We start from the raw sequence: 17,032 nt of genomic DNA, 5'->3' as shown, positions 1-17,032 counted from the left end.
GGGGGCGTCTGGCAGGGGCTAGAATGGCCTCTTCACACGCTCTGGGACCCCCATGAATCCACTCGCTCCCGTCCTGACCATCGACGGCCCATCCGGGGCCGGCAAGGGTACCATCAGCCGCATCATCGCGCGCAGGCTGGGCTGGCATTACCTGGATTCGGGCGCGCTGTACCGGGCGGTGGGCGTGGCCGCAAGCTGGGCCGACATCGACACCTCCGACGCCTCCGCGCTGGTCCGCTGCACCTTTGACACCCACGTTCAGTTTGTCGAGCAGGGCGATGCCATGCGGGTCATGGTCAACGGCACCGATGCCACCGACGAGCTGCGCCTGGAGACCACCGGGGCGCTGGCCTCGGCCATTGCCGCCATCCCGGAGGTCCGTGCCGCCCTGAAGGAGCGCCAGCGCGCATTCAGGGAACTGCCAGGCCTGGTCGCCGACGGCCGCGACATGGGCACGGTGATCTTTCCGGACGCCCCCTACAAGGTCTTCCTGACCGCCAGTGCCGAGGAGCGCGCCGAGCGCCGGCATAAGCAGTTGAAAGACAAGGGGGTTTCTGTTAACTTTGATGACCTCCTGCGCGAGATCATGGCCCGCGACGCCCGTGATGCTCAGCGTACCGTGGCGCCCCTGAAGCCGGCAGACGATGCTGTCCTCATCGACACCACAGGCATCGGCATCGATGATGTCGTTGCCCGAGTGATGGATCTGCTTCCGGTTCCGGCTGCCTGATCCGTTCGCGCGGGAGCACTGCCAGCCGCATCGGCGGTGGTCGCGCATAGCAGTGCTGTACCAGCCCCGTCGCGCAATGATGCGTGGCGGTTTTCCTACTACACACGACCTGCGTTTCCGGGGTCGACCAACAGGCGGGCGGTCGCCATTCCCCTGAAGGGGACGCCACCGACCCATGTGTCCAACAGAGTAAATCTAATGACCGAATCATTTGCCGAACTGTTTGAAGCCAGCCAGGCCAACCTGGCCAAGCTGAAGCCGGGCGCCATCGTCAGCGGTACCGTTGTTGAAGTCCGCGGCGACGTCGTGGTGATCAACGCTGGCCTGAAGTCCGAAGGCATCGTGCCGATCGAACAGTTCCGTAACGACGCTGGCGAAATCGACGTCGCCGAAGGCGACATCGTCAAGGTCGCCCTCGACTCGATCGAGAACGGCTTCGGCGAAACCGTCCTGTCGCGCGAGAAGGCCAAGCGCGCGATGGTGTGGGACGAGCTGGAAGAAGCGTTGGAAAAGAACGAAACCATCACCGGCCGCATCAGCGGCAAGGTCAAGGGTGGTTTCACCGTGGACATCAAGGATGTCCGCGCCTTCCTGCCGGGTTCCCTGGTCGATGTGCGCCCGGTGCGCGATCCGGCCTACCTGGAAGGCAAGGAACTCGAGTTCAAGCTCATCAAGCTGGACCGCAAGCGTAACAACGTCGTGGTCTCGCGCCGCGCTGTCGTCGAAAGCGAGCACTCGGAAGAGCGCGAGCAGCTGATGGACAAGCTGCAGGAAGGCGCGATCCTGAAGGGTGTCGTCAAGAACCTGACCGATTACGGCGCGTTCGTGGATCTGGGCGGTATCGACGGCCTGCTGCACATCACCGACATGGCGTGGAAGCGCGTGCGTCACCCGTCGGAAGTCGTGAACGTCGGCGACGAGCTGGACGTCCGCGTGCTGAAGTTCGACCGCGAGCGCAACCGCGTTTCGCTGGGCCTGAAGCAGCTGGGCGAGGATCCGTGGGACAACATCGGCCGTCGTTACCCGGCCAACAGCCGCGTCTTCGGCAAGGTCTCCAACGTCACCGATTACGGTGCGTTCGTTGAGATCGAGCCGGGCGTCGAAGGCCTGGTGCACGTCTCCGAGATGGATTGGACCAACAAGAACGTCAACCCGTCCAAGGTTGTCCAGGTGGGTGATGAAGTCGAAGTGATGGTGCTGGACGTCGATGAAGAGCGTCGCCGCATCTCGCTGGGCATGAAGCAGGTTGCCGCCAATCCGTGGGAAACCTTCGCTGCCACCCACAAGAAGGGTGACAAGGTGTCGGGCCAGATCAAGTCGATCACCGACTTCGGCATCTTCATCGGCCTGGACGGCGGCATCGACGGCCTGGTCCACCTGTCCGACATCAGCTGGAACACCACCGGCGAAGACGTCGTTCGCAACTTCAAGAAGGGCGATACCCTGGACGCCGTCGTCCTGGCCGTCGATCCGGAGCGCGAGCGCATCTCCCTGGGCGTGAAGCAGCTGGAGCAGGATCCGTTCGGCCAGTACATGGCTGCCAATCCGAAGGGCTCCAAGGTCGAAGGCGTGGTGAAGGAAGTCGACGCCAAGGGCGCGATCATCGAGCTGGCTGACGGCATCGAAGGTTACGTCTCGGCCCGCGACATCGCCAACGAGCGCGTTGACGACGCCACCCAGCACCTGAAGGTCGGCGACAAGGTCGAAGCCAAGTTCGTGGGCATGGACCGCAAGGGCCGTACCCTGCAGCTGTCGATCAAGGCCAAGGACGACGCTGAAATGCGCGAAGTGCTGGAGGAATACCAGTCCTCTTCGGCTTCCAGCGGCACCACCCAGCTGGGCGCGCTGCTGCGTGCACAGCTGAACGGCAACAAGTCCGAGTAATCGGCCTTAGGCTGTTCGTTGTTTCCTGGACGGCCCGGGCATTGCCCGGGCCGTTTCAGGCTGAGATGCCCCTGATGTGAGCCGGTAATGACCAAATCCGAACTGATCGAAATCCTTGCGCGCCGCCAGGCGCACCTGAAGGCCGATGATGTCGATCTGGCGGTGAAGTCGTTGCTGGAAATGATGGGCGGATCGCTGTCCGCCGGGGATCGCATCGAAATCCGTGGATTTGGCAGCTTCTCGCTGCACTATCGTCCGCCGCGCCTGGGTCGCAACCCGAAGACCGGCGAATCGGTTGCCCTGCCGGGCAAGCATGTCCCCCATTTCAAGCCGGGCAAGGAATTGCGCGAGCGGGTCAGCAGTGTGCTGCCGCTGGACGCCGATCCGGCCTGAGCCTGCCGTCGCGCCACCGCGTGCGAATCCAGCCGCGAGTCGGATAAGCTACGGACTCCTGCCACTGGAGCTGTCGCATGAAGGTTTTTCGTCTGCTGGTCCTGCTGGCGGTACTCATTCTTGGGTTGATCATCGGTGCCATGAACATGGACGAGATGACCATCAACCTTGTTTTCACCCAACTGAAGACCTCGGTCGGCGTGGCAATCATTGCCGCATTGCTGATCGGCGTCATCGTCGGTGCTGGCCTGGTGCTGGTGAGCGTGGTCATTCCGCTTTACGGCCAACTGCGTCGCGCCAACAAGTCCGCTGCCGCTTCGCCGGCACCGGTTGCCTCCCCCCAATCTTTTGATGGACGTTGATCGAAGATGGATTTCGTCACCGAGTGGTTCTGGTTCTTCCTGTTCGTACCGCTGGCCGCACTGGCCGGGTGGGTGATCGGGCGGCGTGGTGGCCAACGCCACGGTGACAGCCAGGTCAGCCGCCTGTCGAGCACCTATTTCCGTGGCCTGAACTACCTGCTCAACGAGCAGCCGGACAAGGCCATCGAGCTGTTCCTGCACATCGCCGAGCTGGACAAGGAAACCTTCGAGACCCAGGTCGCGCTGGGCCATCTGTTCCGCCGTCGTGGCGAGGTCGACCGCGCCATCCGCCTGCACCAGGGCCTGGTCAATCGCCATGACCTGAGTGACGCACAACGCGTGCAGGCCCTGCTGGCCCTGGGTGAGGACTACATGAAGTCCGGCCTGCTGGATCGTGCCGAGACCGTGTTCACCGAGCTTGCCCAGCTCGATCAGCGCGCACCACAGGCGCTCAAGCACCTGATCGGCATCTACCAGGCCGAGCGCGATTGGGAAAAGGCCATCGACAACGCCACCCGGTTCGAGGATGTCACCGGCGAGCCGATGGGCAAGCTGATCGGGCAGTTCGAGTGCGAACTGGCCGAGCGATTCCGTGGCGCCGGCAAGCTGGAAGAGGCGAGGGCAGCGATCGCCCGCGCCTACCAGGCCGATGCGATGTCGGTGCGCGCCGGCATCATCGAGGGCCGGTTGGAAACCGACGCGGGCAATCCCGAGGCCGCCGTGCGCGCCTTCGAGCGCGCCGCGCGCAACGACCCAGAATACCTGCCGGAACTGCTGCCGGCGTTGATGCAGAACTATCGCAAGGTGGGCGATCTGGCAGGTGCGCGCGCGTTCCTGTCGGAGATGACAGAGCACTACCGGGGCATTGCCCCGGTGCTGGCGCTGACCCGGCTGATGGAGGAGCAGGAAGGCGTGGCCCCGGCGCGTGCCTACCTCGGCCGCCAGCTGAAGGATCGCCCGTCGGTACGTGGCGAGTCCGCGCTGATCGACCTCACCCTCGCCGAGGGCGCCGATTCCACCGCCACCCTGCATGACCTCAAGCACATCACTGACCAGCTGCTGGTGCGCAACCCGGCCTATCGCTGCACCCGCTGCGGCTTCGGGGCACGTACCCACCACTGGCAGTGCCCGAGCTGCAAGGAGTGGGGAACGGTCAAGCCGCTGCTGAACTACGCGGTGCTCTGATCCATGCCCTGGCTTGTGATGGGCGCGCTGCTGGCGCTCGCCCTGCTGAGTGCGCTGCTGACCTGGGCTGCACGCGGCTATGCGCTGCGCCAGCAGTTGATGGACCAGCCGGGCGAACGCCGTAGCCATAGCGTCGCCACTCCGCGCGGTGGCGGCATCGCCATCGTCATCAGCCTGCTGGTGACCGCAGCCGTGGCCATCTGGGCCTGGCCCGAAAGCACGCCGACAGTGCTGGTGGCCAGCCTTGGGCTGGTGCTGGTGGCCGGTATCGGCTGGTGGGACGACCACAGGCCCCTGCCAGCGATGCGTCGCCTGCTGGTGCATTTCATCGCCGCGGCGCTGCTGGCCGGCCTGGTCAAGGTGAATGGTGGCAGCTGGCTGTTGGCGGCGCTGGTGCTGCTGTTCACCGCCTCACTGATCAACATCTGGAATTTCATGGACGGCATCAACGGCATTGCCGCCAGCCAGGCCGTCGTGGCGATGCTTGGGCTGGCGCCGGTGCTGCCGTGGCCGTACTCGCTGGCTGCCGTGGCCCTGGGCCTGGCCTGCCTTGGATTCCTGCCGTTCAACTTCCCTCGGGCCCGGATCTTCATGGGCGATGTCGGAAGCGGCGCGTTGGGGTACGCGGTCGCAGCGGTGCTGGCGCTCGCCAGCGTGCGTACCGATATCAACTGGATCCTGCTGCTGGTCCCGGTTTCGCCGTTCCTCGTGGACGCGGGCTTCACACTGCTGGCGCGCATCATTTCGGGACAACGCTGGATGGAACCCCATACCCAGCACGTCTACCAGCGCGCGGTGCAGGCAGGAGCCAGTCACCCCCAGGTGACAGGGATGTACTTTGCTTTGGGCCTGTTCAGTATTACAGTGTTCAATGTCTGCTCCAATTTGCAGCCGAGGTGGGAGGCTGCCGTGGCGATCGCGTGGTTCACCGCGCTGAGCGTCCTCTGGCTCCTCCTGCGCAATGGAATGCGCTACCGACAAGGAAATACCTGACTTATGGCTTCACCCTGGCGGGACAGAATCCTCGGCCTGATGCCGCGTTCGGCCATCGTCTGCCACGACCTCTTCATGGTCTGGGCATGCTGGCAGTTGCTCCATGCAGGGCGTTACTCGATCCTGCCCAACGCTCCGGCGCTGCCCCTGTGGAACGTCGATACCACCCTGGTCCTGCTGCTGCAGGGCCTGGTGTTCTGGCGCGTGGGCCTTTATCGCGGGCTGTGGCGGTTCGCCAGCGTCAGCGACCTGCTGAACATCTTCAAGGCCAGCTTCATCGGCATGGTCGCCATCGTTCTGGTGCTGATGTGGAAGCGCTTCGACGGCGTGCCGATGTCGGTGCTGGTGATCTACCCGTTCGCGCTGTCGGCCCTGCTGGGCGCACCGCGCCTGCTGTACCGGGCCTGGAAGGATTACCAGGCACTGCAGTCCGATTCCAGCGCCCGCCGCGTGCTGATCCTCGGTGCAGGCCAGGCGGCGGAAACACTGGTGCGCGACCTGCGTCGTTCCGGCAACTTCGAGCCGGTCGGCCTGCTCGACGATGCACCGCACCTGCGGGGTGCCAAGCTGCAGGGCCTGCCGATCCTCGGCACCCTGGATGACGCCCCGACGGTGGTCCGCGAGACCGCTGCCAAGCTGCTGGTCATTGCCATGCCGTCACTGGACGCCGCAGGCATGCAGCGCGTTGTCGCGATCTGCGAAAGCACCGGTGTGCCGTTCCGTACCGTGCCCAAGCTCAGCGACATCCTGCAGGGCCAGTCGCTGCCAGGCCAGCTGAAGGAAGTGGCGATCGAAGACCTGCTGGGCCGCAAGCCGATCATGCCGGACTGGAACCTGATCCGCGGCTGGTTGGGTGGGCGCACTGTGATGGTCACCGGCGCCGGTGGTTCGATCGGCTCGGAGCTTTGTCGCCAGTGCGCGCGGCACGGTGCAGGTCGCATCATCCTGCTGGAGATCAGCGAGCTGCTGCTGCTGACCATCGAAGGCGAGCTGCGGCGCAGCTTCCCCGATGTCGAGATCGAGGCGGTGCTGGGCGACTGCGGTGACCCGGCGGTGATCCGCCACGCGCTGTCGCTGCACCCGGTCGATACCGCCTTCCATGCCGCCGCCTACAAGCACGTGCCCGTGCTGGAGCGCCAGCTGCGCGAAGCGGTGCGCAACAACATCCTGGCGACCGAGAACGTCGCCCGCGCGTGCCTGGAAGCCCGCGTGGAGCATTTCGTGTTCATTTCCACGGACAAGGCGGTCGACCCGGTCAATGCGCTGGGCGCGAGCAAGCGCTACGCCGAGATGATCTGCCAGTGCTTGGACCAGAAGTCCACGCACACCCGTTTCGTCACGGTGCGCTTCGGCAACGTGCTGGCGTCGGCCGGCAGCGTGGTACCGCTGTTCCGCGAGCAGATCCTGCGCGGTGGTCCGGTCACGGTCACCGACCCGGAAGTCAGCCGTTACTTCATGACCATCCCCGAGGCCTGCCAGCTGATCCTGCAGGCGGCCGCGTCGGCGTCGCATGGTGCGATCTACACCCTGGACATGGGCGAGCCGGTGCCGATCCGCGTGCTGGCCGAACAGATGATCCGCCTGACCGGCAAGCAGCCGTACAAGGACATCCAGATCATCTACACCGGCCTGCGCCCGGGCGAGAAGCTGCACGAGACCCTGTTCTATTCGGACGAAGACTACCGTTCGACCGCGCACCCGAAGATTCTCGAGGCCGGCGTGCGTACGTTCTCGCGCGACCTGGTGCTGGGCAATGTTCCGCGCCTGCGTGAGGCGATTGCCAGCTACGACACTGCCAGCATCCAGGAAATCCTGTTTGCGACGATGCCGGAATTCTCGCCAATCGAACAGGATGCTTACATTTCATCCGCTAAAGTCGTGCCCTTTCCGGCACGTGAGGCGAACAGGCACCAATGAGCAAGCGAATTCGCAAGGCAGTTTTCCCGGTGGCAGGGCTGGGAACGCGTTTTTTGCCAGCAACCAAGACTGTGCCGAAGGAGATGCTGCCGATCATTGATCGGCCGCTGATCCAGTACGCCGTTGATGAAGCCATCGAAGCCGGCTGCGACACGCTGGTGTTCATCACCAACCGCTACAAGCACGCGGTCGCCGATTATTTCGACAAGGCCTACGAACTGGAGCAGAAGCTCGAGCGCGCCGGCAAGCAGGAGCAGCTGGAGCTGATCCGGCATGTGCTGCCCAATGGCGTGCGCGCGATCTTCGTGACCCAGGCCGAGGCGCTGGGCCTCGGGCACGCAGTACTGTGTGCCAAGGCTGTGATCGGTGACGAGCCGTTCGCGGTGCTGCTGCCCGACGATCTGATCTGGAACCGCGGTGCCGGTGCGCTGAAGCAGATGGCCGACCTCAATGAAGCCAGCGGTGCCAGCGTGATCGCGGTCGAAGACGTTCCGCACGAAAAGACCGCCAGCTACGGCATCGTCGCCACTGAGGCGTTCGATGGCCGCAAGGGCCGCATTTCGCAGATCGTCGAGAAGCCGAAGCCGGAGGACGCGCCGAGTGACCTGGCGGTGGTCGGCCGCTACGTGCTGAGCCCGAAGATCTTCGAACTACTGGAACAGACCCAGACTGGTGCCGGTGGCGAGATCCAGCTGACCGATGCGATTGCCGAGCTGCTGAAGACCGAAGAAGTCGATGCCTATCGTTTCGAGGGCACCCGCTTCGACTGCGGCACGCACTTGGGGCTGGTGGAGGCGACGATCCGCTTCGCGCTGGACAACCCGAAGCTGGCCGGCCCCGCGCGGGAGAAGCTGGCGGCGATGCTGGCGGAATAAGGGTTCTATCAAGCGCTCCGTGCAGCGCCTTGATCGATACGTGATGGGCGGGACGGGTGGGCCTTTGCAGGACACGCCGTAAACCCCCAGACCGGCGCAGCCGCTGGCGGCTGTGCGTTCGGGCGCTTGCGAAGCAGTGCTTCGCAAGCAAAGCGCCCTCACCCATGGGGGCTCGATGGCGCCTTGCTCGTGTGCGCTGTCCTGCGCACACGGCAAGACCGGGGTTGGGCGTCCTGCCCAACCCGCCCGAGGCATGCCTCGGGCCCATGGCGCCAACGGTTTTGGAGAGGGCCATCCGCCCCCTGTCGAAAGTTTCCTGCGGGCGCGGACGGGAAGGGCGGAATCAAAGGCGAGAGCAACAAGCAAAAAAGGCAGCCAATGGCTGCCTTTTTTGCTTGTTGGGGTCAGATCCCCTTGCGCAGCAAAGGGCTCTGACCCCGGCTCTTGCCTTGCCTTTGCTCACCCTTCCGCCGAGCGGAATGCCGGGTGGCGCGGGTGGGTGAGGCTGACCGGGACTGTCAGCGGCATGGATGCCGCTGCCAAGCCCTCAGGGACGGGTCTACGGCGTGTCCCGGGCAGCCTCACCCACCCGGGCCCCACAGCCAACCAACAATCAGCCGGCAACGCTTTGAACCTTACAGCGCCTCGAAAATACCCGCCGCGCCCATGCCGGTGCCGATGCACATCGTCACCATGCCGTACTTCTGCTGGCGACGACGCAGGCCGTGCAGCAGCGTCGCGGTACGGATCGCGCCGGTCGCGCCCAGCGGATGGCCCAAGGCGATCGCGCCGCCCAGCGGGTTGACCTTGCTCGGGTCCAGGCCGCAATCGCGGATCACTGCCAGCGACTGCGCGGCGAAGGCTTCGTTCAGTTCAATCCAGTCCAGCTGGTCCTGGGTCAGGCCGGCCTGCTTCAGGGCCTTCGGGATCGCGGCGATCGGGCCGATGCCCATCACTTCCGGGCGCACGCCGGCCACCGAGAAGCTGACGAAACGGGCCAGCGGGGTCAGGCCGTAGTCCTTGATCGCCTGCTCCGAGGCCAGCAGCACGGCACCGGCGCCATCGCTCATCTGCGACGAATTGCCGGCGGTGACGGTGCCGCCGAACTGGCCGTTGCGGAACACCGGGCGCAGCTTGGCCAGGCCTTCAGCGGAGGAATCCGGGCGCGGGCCTTCGTCGGTGTCGGCGATCTTGTTGCGGGTGATGATGCGCTGGCCATCGGCCAGGTCCGGCAGGTGCGAGACGATCTCGTACGGGCTGATTTCGTCCTTGAACTCGCCGTTCTGGATCGCGGCCATGGCCTTCTGGTGCGAGGCCAGGGCGAACGCGTCCTGGTCTTCGCGCGAGATCTTCCACTCTTCGGCCACCTTCTCGGCGGTGATGCCCATGCCGTAGGCGATGGCGACGTGGTCGTTGTCGAACACGCTCGGTGCCATGGCGATCTTGTTGCCCATCATCGGCACCATCGACATCGACTCGGTGCCGCCGGCCAGCATCAGGTCGGCGTTGCCCAGGCGGATCGCGTCGGCGGCCTGCGCCACGGCCTGCAGGCCAGAGGAGCAGAAGCGGTTCACGGTCTGTGCGGCGATGGTGTTCGGCAGTCCGGCCAGCAGCACGCCGATGCGTGCCACGTTCATGCCCTGCTCGGCTTCCGGCATGGCGCAGCCGATGATGGCGTCATCGATGCGGTTGACGTCCACGCCCGGGGCCTGGGCGACGACGCTGCGCAGCACGTGCGCAAGCATGTCGTCGGGGCGGGTGTTGCGGAACATGCCCTTGGGCGCCTTGCCAACCGGGGTACGGGTGGCGGCGACGATGTAGGCGTCCTGGATTTGCTTGGTCATTGCAGTGATCTCTTGAATTTTTTAGCCGGAGTACCGACCAACGGTCGGCACCCACCAGAGGCAGAGGGATGCCGACCCGTGGCCGGCACCCGCCATCAATCAGTTCCGCAGCGGCTTGCCGGTCTTGAGCATGTGCGCGATGCGGGCCTGGGTCTTTTCCTGCTGGGCCAGTTCGACGAAGTGCTTGCGCTCCAGGGTCAGCAGCCACTCTTCGTCGACCAGGGTGCCGCGGTCGACCTTGCCGCCGCACAGCACGGTGGCGATGCGCTCGGCGATCTCGTAGTCGTACGGGCTGATGAAACGGCCTTCCAGCATGTTGACCAGCATCATCTTGAAGGTGGCGATACCCACGTCACCTGCGACCTGGATGCGGCGTGCCGGCAGCGGCGGACGGTAGCCGGCTTCGGCCAGGGCGCGTGCTTCGGCCTTGGCGATGTGCAGGGCCTCGTAGCTGTTGAACACCACCTTGTCGGTGCTGCGCAGCAGGCCCAGTTCCTTGGCGTTGACCGCCGAGTTGGACACCTTGGCCATCGCCACGGTCTCGAAGGTCTTCTTCAGTTCGGCGAACACGTCACCGCCCGGGCCTGCGGCCTGCGAGGCGCGCACGGCCAGTTCCTTCAGGCCACCACCCGCCGGCAGCAGGCCGACGCCGGCCTCGACCAGGCCGATGTAGCTTTCCAGGAAGGCCACGGTCTTGGCGCTGTGCATCTGGAACTCGCAGCCGCCACCCAGGGCCAGGCCACGCACCGCTGCCACCACCGGCACCAGCGAGTACTTGATGCGCTGGCTGGTGCGCTGGAAGTTGGCGACCATCTCTTCGAACTGGTCGACCTTGCCGGCCTGCAGCAGGCCCAGTGCACCGGCCAGGTCGGCACCGGCGGAGAAGGGTTCCTTCTGCTGCCAGATCACCAGGCCCTGGAAGTCCTTCTCGGCGCGGCTGACGCATTCCTGCAGGCCATCCAGCACCTGGTCGGACACGGTGTTCATCTTGGTCTTGAAGCTGACCACGGCGATGCCGTCACCGTCGTGCCACATGCGCAGGCCGTCGTTCTCGAACACGGTTTCGCCCGGCGCGAACTTCTCGCCCAGCAGCGGATCCGGGAAGCGCTGGCGCTGGTACACCGGCAGCGACGAACGCGGCAGCTTGGCGTTGCGCGACGGGCTGTAGCTGCCCTCGGCAGCGTGCACGCCATCGCGGCCATCGAACACCCAGTCCGGCAGCGGTGCGTTGCTCATGCTCTTGCCGGCCACGATGTCATCGGCGATCCACTGCGCGACCTGCTTCCAGCCGGCGGCCTGCCAGGTCTCGAACGGGCCCAGCGACCAGCCGTAGCCCCAGCGGATGGCCAGGTCGACGTCGCGCGCGGTCTCGGCGATGTCGGCCAGGTGGTAGGCGCTGTAGTGGAACAGGTCGCGGAAGGTCGCCCACAGGAACTGAGCCTGCGGGTGCTGGCTCTCGCGCAGCTTGGCGAACTTCTCGGCCGGGTTCTTGATCTTCAGGATCTCGACCACTTCCGGGGCGGCGGTGCGGTCGGCCGGGCGGTAGTCCTGCTTCTCCAGGTCCAGCACGACGATGTCCTTGCCGACCTTGCGGAAGATGCCGGCGCCGGTCTTCTGGCCCAGCGCGCCCTTGGCAATCAGCGCGTCCAGCCACTTCGGCGACTTGAAGAATTCATGCCACGGGTCATTCGGCAGGGTGTCGCCCATGGTCTTGATGACGTGCGCCATGGTGTCCAGGCCGACCACGTCGGAGGTGCGGTAGGTGGCCGACTTCGGGCGGCCGACCAGCGGGCCGGTCAGGCCGTCCACTTCGTCGAAGCCCAGGCCGAACTGCTGGGTATGGTGGATGGTCGACAGGATCGAGAACACGCCGATGCGGTTGCCGATGAAGTTCGGGGTGTCCTTGGCATACACCACGCCCTTGCCCAAGGTGGTGACCAGAAATTCTTCCAGGCCTTCCAGCACGGCGGCATCGGTGGTGGTGGCCGGAATCAGCTCGGCCAGGTGCATGTAGCGCGGCGGGTTGAAGAAGTGCACGCCGCAGAAGCGGTGACGCAGCTGCTCGGGCAGCACGTCGGCGAGCTTGTTGATGCCCAGGCCTGAGGTGTTGGAGGCCAGCACCGCGTGGTCGGCCACGAACGGGGCGATCTTCTTGTACAGGTCCTGCTTCCAGTCCATGCGCTCGGCGATGGCCTCGATGATCAGGTCGCAGTCCTTCAGCTGCTCCAGGCCGGACTCGTAGTTGGCCGGAGTGATGGCTTCGGCAAGCGACTTGCTGGCCAGCGGCGCGGGACTCAGCTTGCCCAGGTTGGCGATCGCCTTCAGCACGATGCCGTCGGCCGGACCTTCCTTCGCAGGCAGGTCGAACAGCACGGTGTCGACGCCGGCGTTGGTGAGGTGGGCGGCGATCTGGGCACCCATGACGCCGGCACCCAGCACGGCGGCGCGGCGGACTAGCAGGGAATTGGACATGGTGTAGGGCCTTTGTTGGTCAGCAGTTACTGGGTGGAATCAAACGGAAGCGGGCAGGGCGCTGGCGCGTGCGGCGGCGCGGAACCCGGCTTCGGCGAAATGGATCAGTTCATGGGCGGCATGGGCACGATGCGCCGCTTCGGTGACACCGGCGGGACGCTTGATCAGCCCGAAGTCGGCCATCGCATAGGTGAGCGAGCCGGCCAGGAAGTCCAGGCGCCAGTACAACTCTTCCTTGCTCAGGCCGGGCACACACTCGCCGATGGCCTTGCCGAATGCACGCAGCACGTGGCCGTAGTGGTCGGACAGGAACTTGCGCAGGTTGTCGTTCTTCTCGGCGTAGGCGCGGGCGATCACGCGCACGAAGGCGCCGCCGTTCTGGCGGTCCTGGGCCAGCGCCAGTGCCGGCTCGACGAAGGCGGCCAGCACCGGGCGCAGTTCACCGGGGTGCTCGGCGCGGGCGCGTTCGAGCTGAGACAGGCGGGCGCCGGTCATCTCGTCCATGCGGCGGCGGAATACCTCGTTGACCAGGTTTTCCTTGGAGCCGAAGTGGTAGTTGACCGCCGCGATGTTGACGTCGGCCTGGCTGGTCACCTGGCGCAGCGAGGTGCCGGCGAAGCCGTGCTGTGCGAACAGCTCCTCGGCCGCGCCGAGGATCCGGTCCTTGGTCGAGAAGTGTGCGGGCTTGGCCATCGGTGGGCGGACCTTAATCAAACGATTGTTTGATACTAGGACCAGACGGCAGCGTATGGCATTTTGCAGTGCAGCAAAATTGCCCGGGCCGGTCAGATTTCACTCAGCTGGGTGAATGGGTGGATCTGAACCTGTAGAGCCGAGCCCATGCTCGGCTGCTCTTCGGCCCAAAGGTCAGCCGAGCATGGGCTCGGCTCTACAGGAGGGCCGCAGGCCCTCTACCACCCAGCCGCTTTATCTTTTACAATTCGCCTACGTTTATCAGGCTAAGCCCGCGTCCCGACGCGGGTTTTTTTCATGTTACCCTTCGGGCCATCAGCGGCCCGATTCCATTGGAGACATCCCATGGCGCTGGAGCGCACCCTTTCGATCATCAAGCCGGACGCCGTTGCCAAGAACGTCATTGGCGAAATCTACGCCCGCTTCGAGAAGGCCGGCCTGAAGGTCGTGGCCGCCAAGTACAAGCAGCTGTCCCGCCGTGAAGCCGAAGGCTTCTACGCCGTGCACCGCGAGCGTCCGTTCTTCAACGCGCTGGTCGAGTTCATGATCTCCGGCCCGGTGATGATCCAGGCCCTGGAAGGCGAGAACGCCGTCCTGGCCCACCGCGACCTGCTGGGCGCCACCAACCCGAAGGAAGCCGCGCCGGGCACCATCCGCGCCGACTTCGCCGAATCCATCGATGCCAATGCCGCCCACGGCTCGGACTCGGTCGAGAATGCCGCGATTGAAATCGCCTACTTCTTCGCCGCCACCGAAGTCGTCTCGCGCTGAGAGTAATGCCGTGAACGAGGTCGTACAGTCCCCCGCCATCCAGCCGCTGCCGAAGTCGGCACCCACGGCTGGCAAGCAGAACCTGCTCGACCTCGATCGCGCGGGCCTGGAGAAGTTTTTCGTCGAGGTTCTCGGCGAAAAGAAGTTCCGTGCCCATCAGGTGATGAAGTGGATCCATCATCGCTACGTCACCGATTTCGATGAAATGACCGACCTCGGCAAGGTCCTGCGCGCCAAGCTGCAGGCCCATGCCGAGGTGCTGGTTCCGAACATCGTGTTCGACAAGCCCTCCGCCGACGGCACCCACAAGTGGCTGCTGGCGATGGGCGTGGATGGCAAGAACGCCATCGAGACCGTGTACATCCCGGACAAGACCCGCGGCACGCTGTGCGTGTCCTCGCAGGTCGGTTGCGGCCTGAACTGCACGTTCTGCTCCACCGCCACCCAGGGCTTCAACCGCAACCTGACCACCGCCGAGATCATCGGCCAGGTGTGGGTTGCCGCACGCCACCTGGGCAACGTGCCGCACCAGATGCGCCGCCTCACCAACGTGGTGATGATGGGCATGGGCGAGCCGCTGATGAATTTCGACAACGTCGTGCGCGCCATGAGCGTGATGCGCGACGACCTGGGCTACGGCCTGGCCAACAAGCGCGTGACCCTGTCGACCTCCGGCCTGGTGCCGCAGATCGACCGCCTGTCTGCCGAAAGCGACGTGTCGCTGGCGGTGTCGCTGCATGCGCCGAACGACGCACTGCGCGAGACGCTGGTGCCGCTCAACAAGAAGTACCCGATCGCCGAGCTGATGGCCTCGTGCGCACGCTACCTGCGCGCCAACAAGCGCCGCGAGTCGGTCACCTTCGAATACACCCTGATGAAGGGCATCAACGACAAGCCCGAGCATGCCCGCGAGCTGGCCCGCCTGATGCGCCAGTTCGACAACGCGGTGCAGGCCAAGGATTCGGGCAAGGTCAACCTGATCCCGTTCAACCCGTTCCCGGGCACCCGCTACGAGCGTTCGGAAGAAGCGCACATCCGTGCCTTCCAGAAGATCCTGCTCGACAGCAACGTGCTGACCATGGTCCGCCGCACCCGTGGCGACGACATCGACGCCGCCTGTGGCCAGCTCAAGGGCCAGGTAATGGACCGCACCCGCCGCCAGGCGGAATTCAACAAGACGCTGCAGGCGGGGAAGGGGAGCGATGCCGCGGCCTGACCGCCTCTGGCTGGTTCTGTTCGCAGGCGTGCTGGCCGTTGCGGTCGGCGGCTGTAAATCCCATCCCAAGGCCAAGCTCGGGCCGAGCCAGGCGCCGGTCTATTCGGTGGCTGACCCGGAAAGCGTGCGGCGCGAAGTGCGCTGGCGCGACCTGTTGACCCTGGCGACCCGTGACATGCAGGTCGGCAATCTCGACGCCGCCGAGCGCAAGGTGCGCGAAGCGCTGAAGCTGGCGCCCGAGGCGCCCGACGCGCTGGTGCTGCAGGCCGGCATCGATGACCGTCGTGGCCGCACCCGCCAGGCGGGCGAGAATTTCCGCAAGGCCGCCGAGCTGGCGCCGCAGCGCGGGGACGTGCTCAACAACTACGGTGCCTGGTTGTGCCAGCAGGGCCAGCCGGCCGAATCGCTGGTCTGGTTCGACCGCGCGTTGCAGGCGCCGGGTTATGCCACCCCGGGCGAAGCGCAGGCCAATGCCGGCAGCTGCGCACTGGATGCGGGCCAGCTTGAACGTGCCGAACGCGACCTGCGCGCGGCACTCGTCGCGGCGCCGGCCAACCCGGTGGCGCTGGAGTCGATGGCCCAGCTGAGCTTCCGCCAGGGCCGCTACATGGAGGCCCGGGCCTTCGCCGAACGTAGGATTGCGGCTGCACCCGCAACGCGTTCCGTGTTACAACTTGCGTCTCAAATCGAAGCGAGGCTGGGCGATCGGGCGGCATCTGATCGTTATCTGCAGCGGATTCGACAGGAATTTCCGCAGGATGCGGGCTCCTAACTCCAGGGTTGATGCATTGTGATTGATGACCAGACTGTGAGCGCTCTCGAGACTGCGGCCGGCTGCGGCACCCGCCTGCGCCAGGCCCGTGAAGCGGCCGGACTGACCCTCGAAGATGTCGGCTCGCGCCTGCGCATGCCGGTCCAGGTGGTCAAGTCCCTGGAAGAGGAACAATGGCAGAAGCTGGGGGCGCCGGTGTTCGTGCGCGGCCAGCTGCGCAGCTATGCGCGCCTGCTCGACGTGGACGTGGGCGAGCTGCTGGAGCAGGCCCAGGTCGGCCCGGTGGTTCCGCCCACCCTGGTCAGCCATACCCATACCCCGCGTGCGCGCCGTATCGCCGAGAACCTCGGTCGGCGCGTGCTGTATGTCGGCATCACCGCCGTGCTGGCGGTGCCGGTGTGGTTCGCCACCCGTGGCCACTTCGACGGCAGCGCGACCCCGTCGCCGAGCACCGCCTCGCTGGACGTGATCCCGGCCGCCGTGCCGGTCACGCCGTCCGCAGCCGGTAGCGAGACGGCCGCCCCGGCCGAAGCGACCCCGGCCCCGGCCAGCAAGCCGGCGGCCACCCCTTACGTCGCCTCGCTGGCCCCGGTGCCGCGCCCGGCGCCGGCCCCGGCTGCCGGCAATGCGCTGGAAATGCAGTTCAGCGGCGACAGCTGGGTCGACATCGGCGGCCCGGACGGCAGCACCGTCGAGAAGGCACTGATCAAGTCCGGCGAGACCCGCAGCTTCACGCCGGGCCAGGTGACCCGGGTGACCCTGGGCAACGCCTCGGCGGTCCAGGTTCAGCAGAACGGCGCTATCGTCGATCTGACCCCCTACCAGCGAGCCAACGTGGCACGCTTTCAGGTATCCTCTGAAGGCTCCGTAGTCCCGGTTTCGCACTGAGGCGCGGTTTCACCACCTTCGATTAAACCCAATGGTC

General features: G+C 65.5%; 15 protein-coding genes. 12 read left to right on the top strand and 3 right to left on the bottom strand.

The features are described 5' to 3' along the window. The first annotated feature begins 52 nt into the window (after positions 1-52). The 8 genes from cmk to galU all read left to right on the top strand — a co-directional run bounded on the left by cmk (position 53) and on the right by galU (position 8,339). On the top strand, positions 53-730 hold the full coding sequence (gene cmk, locus AB839_RS00590) for a (d)CMP kinase (RefSeq protein ID WP_061477909.1): 678 nt from the start codon (positions 53-55) through the stop codon (positions 728-730). A gap of 198 nt (positions 731-928) precedes the next feature. Continuing rightward, complete coding sequence (rpsA, locus tag AB839_RS00585; RefSeq protein WP_005416230.1) at positions 929-2,614, top strand: 30S ribosomal protein S1; 1,686 nt, start codon at positions 929-931, stop codon at positions 2,612-2,614. 87 nt (positions 2,615-2,701) lie between these two features. Beyond that, positions 2,702-3,007: an integration host factor subunit beta gene (locus AB839_RS00580; protein WP_005409286.1), complete on the top strand. Its 306-nt coding sequence runs from the start codon at positions 2,702-2,704 to the stop codon at positions 3,005-3,007. A 77-nt stretch (positions 3,008-3,084) separates the two neighbouring features. Next, positions 3,085-3,369: a LapA family protein gene (locus AB839_RS00575; protein WP_061477908.1), complete on the top strand. Its 285-nt coding sequence runs from the start codon at positions 3,085-3,087 to the stop codon at positions 3,367-3,369. 6 nt (positions 3,370-3,375) lie between these two features. Beyond that, positions 3,376-4,554 carry a lipopolysaccharide assembly protein LapB gene (lapB, locus tag AB839_RS00570; protein WP_005416232.1) on the top strand — a complete coding sequence of 393 codons (1,179 nt, stop codon included), beginning with the start codon at positions 3,376-3,378 and terminating at the stop codon, positions 4,552-4,554. Positions 4,555-4,557: 3 nt separating this feature from the next. After that, on the top strand, positions 4,558-5,547 hold the full coding sequence (locus AB839_RS00565) for a glycosyltransferase family 4 protein (protein ID WP_061477907.1): 990 nt from the start codon (positions 4,558-4,560) through the stop codon (positions 5,545-5,547). 3 nt (positions 5,548-5,550) lie between these two features. Further along, positions 5,551-7,464: a nucleoside-diphosphate sugar epimerase/dehydratase gene (locus AB839_RS00560; protein ID WP_061477906.1), complete on the top strand. Its 1,914-nt coding sequence runs from the start codon at positions 5,551-5,553 to the stop codon at positions 7,462-7,464. Then, complete coding sequence (gene galU / locus AB839_RS00555; protein ID WP_032954121.1) at positions 7,461-8,339, top strand: UTP--glucose-1-phosphate uridylyltransferase GalU; 879 nt, start codon at positions 7,461-7,463, stop codon at positions 8,337-8,339. The genes AB839_RS00560 and galU overlap by 4 nt, the downstream gene beginning before the upstream one ends. A 635-nt stretch (positions 8,340-8,974) precedes the next feature. On the opposite strand, the gene AB839_RS00550 is transcribed toward galU, so the two are convergent. The 3 genes from AB839_RS00550 to AB839_RS00540 form a co-directional block, all read right to left on the bottom strand. Continuing rightward, positions 8,975-10,183 carry an acetyl-CoA C-acyltransferase gene (locus tag AB839_RS00550; protein WP_061477905.1) on the bottom strand — a complete coding sequence of 403 codons (1,209 nt, stop codon included), beginning with the start codon at positions 10,181-10,183 and terminating at the stop codon, positions 8,975-8,977. A 99-nt stretch (positions 10,184-10,282) separates the two neighbouring features. Next, positions 10,283-12,655, bottom strand: coding sequence for a 3-hydroxyacyl-CoA dehydrogenase/enoyl-CoA hydratase family protein (locus tag AB839_RS00545; RefSeq protein ID WP_061477904.1), 2,373 nt, complete (start codon positions 12,653-12,655; stop codon positions 10,283-10,285). A gap of 39 nt (positions 12,656-12,694) precedes the next feature. Next, positions 12,695-13,348, bottom strand: coding sequence for a TetR family transcriptional regulator (locus tag AB839_RS00540; RefSeq protein WP_061477903.1), 654 nt, complete (start codon positions 13,346-13,348; stop codon positions 12,695-12,697). 345 nt (positions 13,349-13,693) lie between these two features. On the opposite strand from AB839_RS00540, the gene ndk reads away from it, so the two are divergent. The 4 genes from ndk to AB839_RS00520 are packed head-to-tail and all read left to right on the top strand — an operon-like array spanning position 13,694 to position 16,995. Beyond that, positions 13,694-14,119, top strand: a complete 426-nt coding sequence (ndk, locus tag AB839_RS00535) for a nucleoside-diphosphate kinase (RefSeq protein WP_005409295.1) — start codon at positions 13,694-13,696, stop codon at positions 14,117-14,119. Between the two features lie 10 nt (positions 14,120-14,129). Next, entirely contained in the window at positions 14,130-15,335 is a 1,206-nt protein-coding gene (gene rlmN / locus AB839_RS00530; protein ID WP_005409296.1) for a 23S rRNA (adenine(2503)-C(2))-methyltransferase RlmN, read from the top strand. Next, a complete protein-coding gene (gene pilW, locus AB839_RS00525) occupies positions 15,322-16,107 on the top strand; it encodes a type IV pilus biogenesis/stability protein PilW (protein WP_061477902.1) in 786 nt (261 codons plus the stop codon). Before rlmN ends, pilW begins: the two co-directional genes overlap by 14 nt. An 18-nt stretch (positions 16,108-16,125) precedes the next feature. Then, entirely contained in the window at positions 16,126-16,995 is an 870-nt protein-coding gene (locus AB839_RS00520; protein ID WP_061477901.1) for a RodZ domain-containing protein, read from the top strand. Positions 16,996-17,032 lie beyond the last annotated feature (37 nt).

Source organism: Stenotrophomonas sp. DDT-1 (assembly GCF_001580555.1).
Classification (GTDB): domain Bacteria; phylum Pseudomonadota; class Gammaproteobacteria; order Xanthomonadales; family Xanthomonadaceae; genus Stenotrophomonas; species Stenotrophomonas sepilia.
The sequence above is the reverse complement of the archived record's forward strand: the minus strand, read 5'-3'. Positions and strand labels throughout refer to the sequence as shown.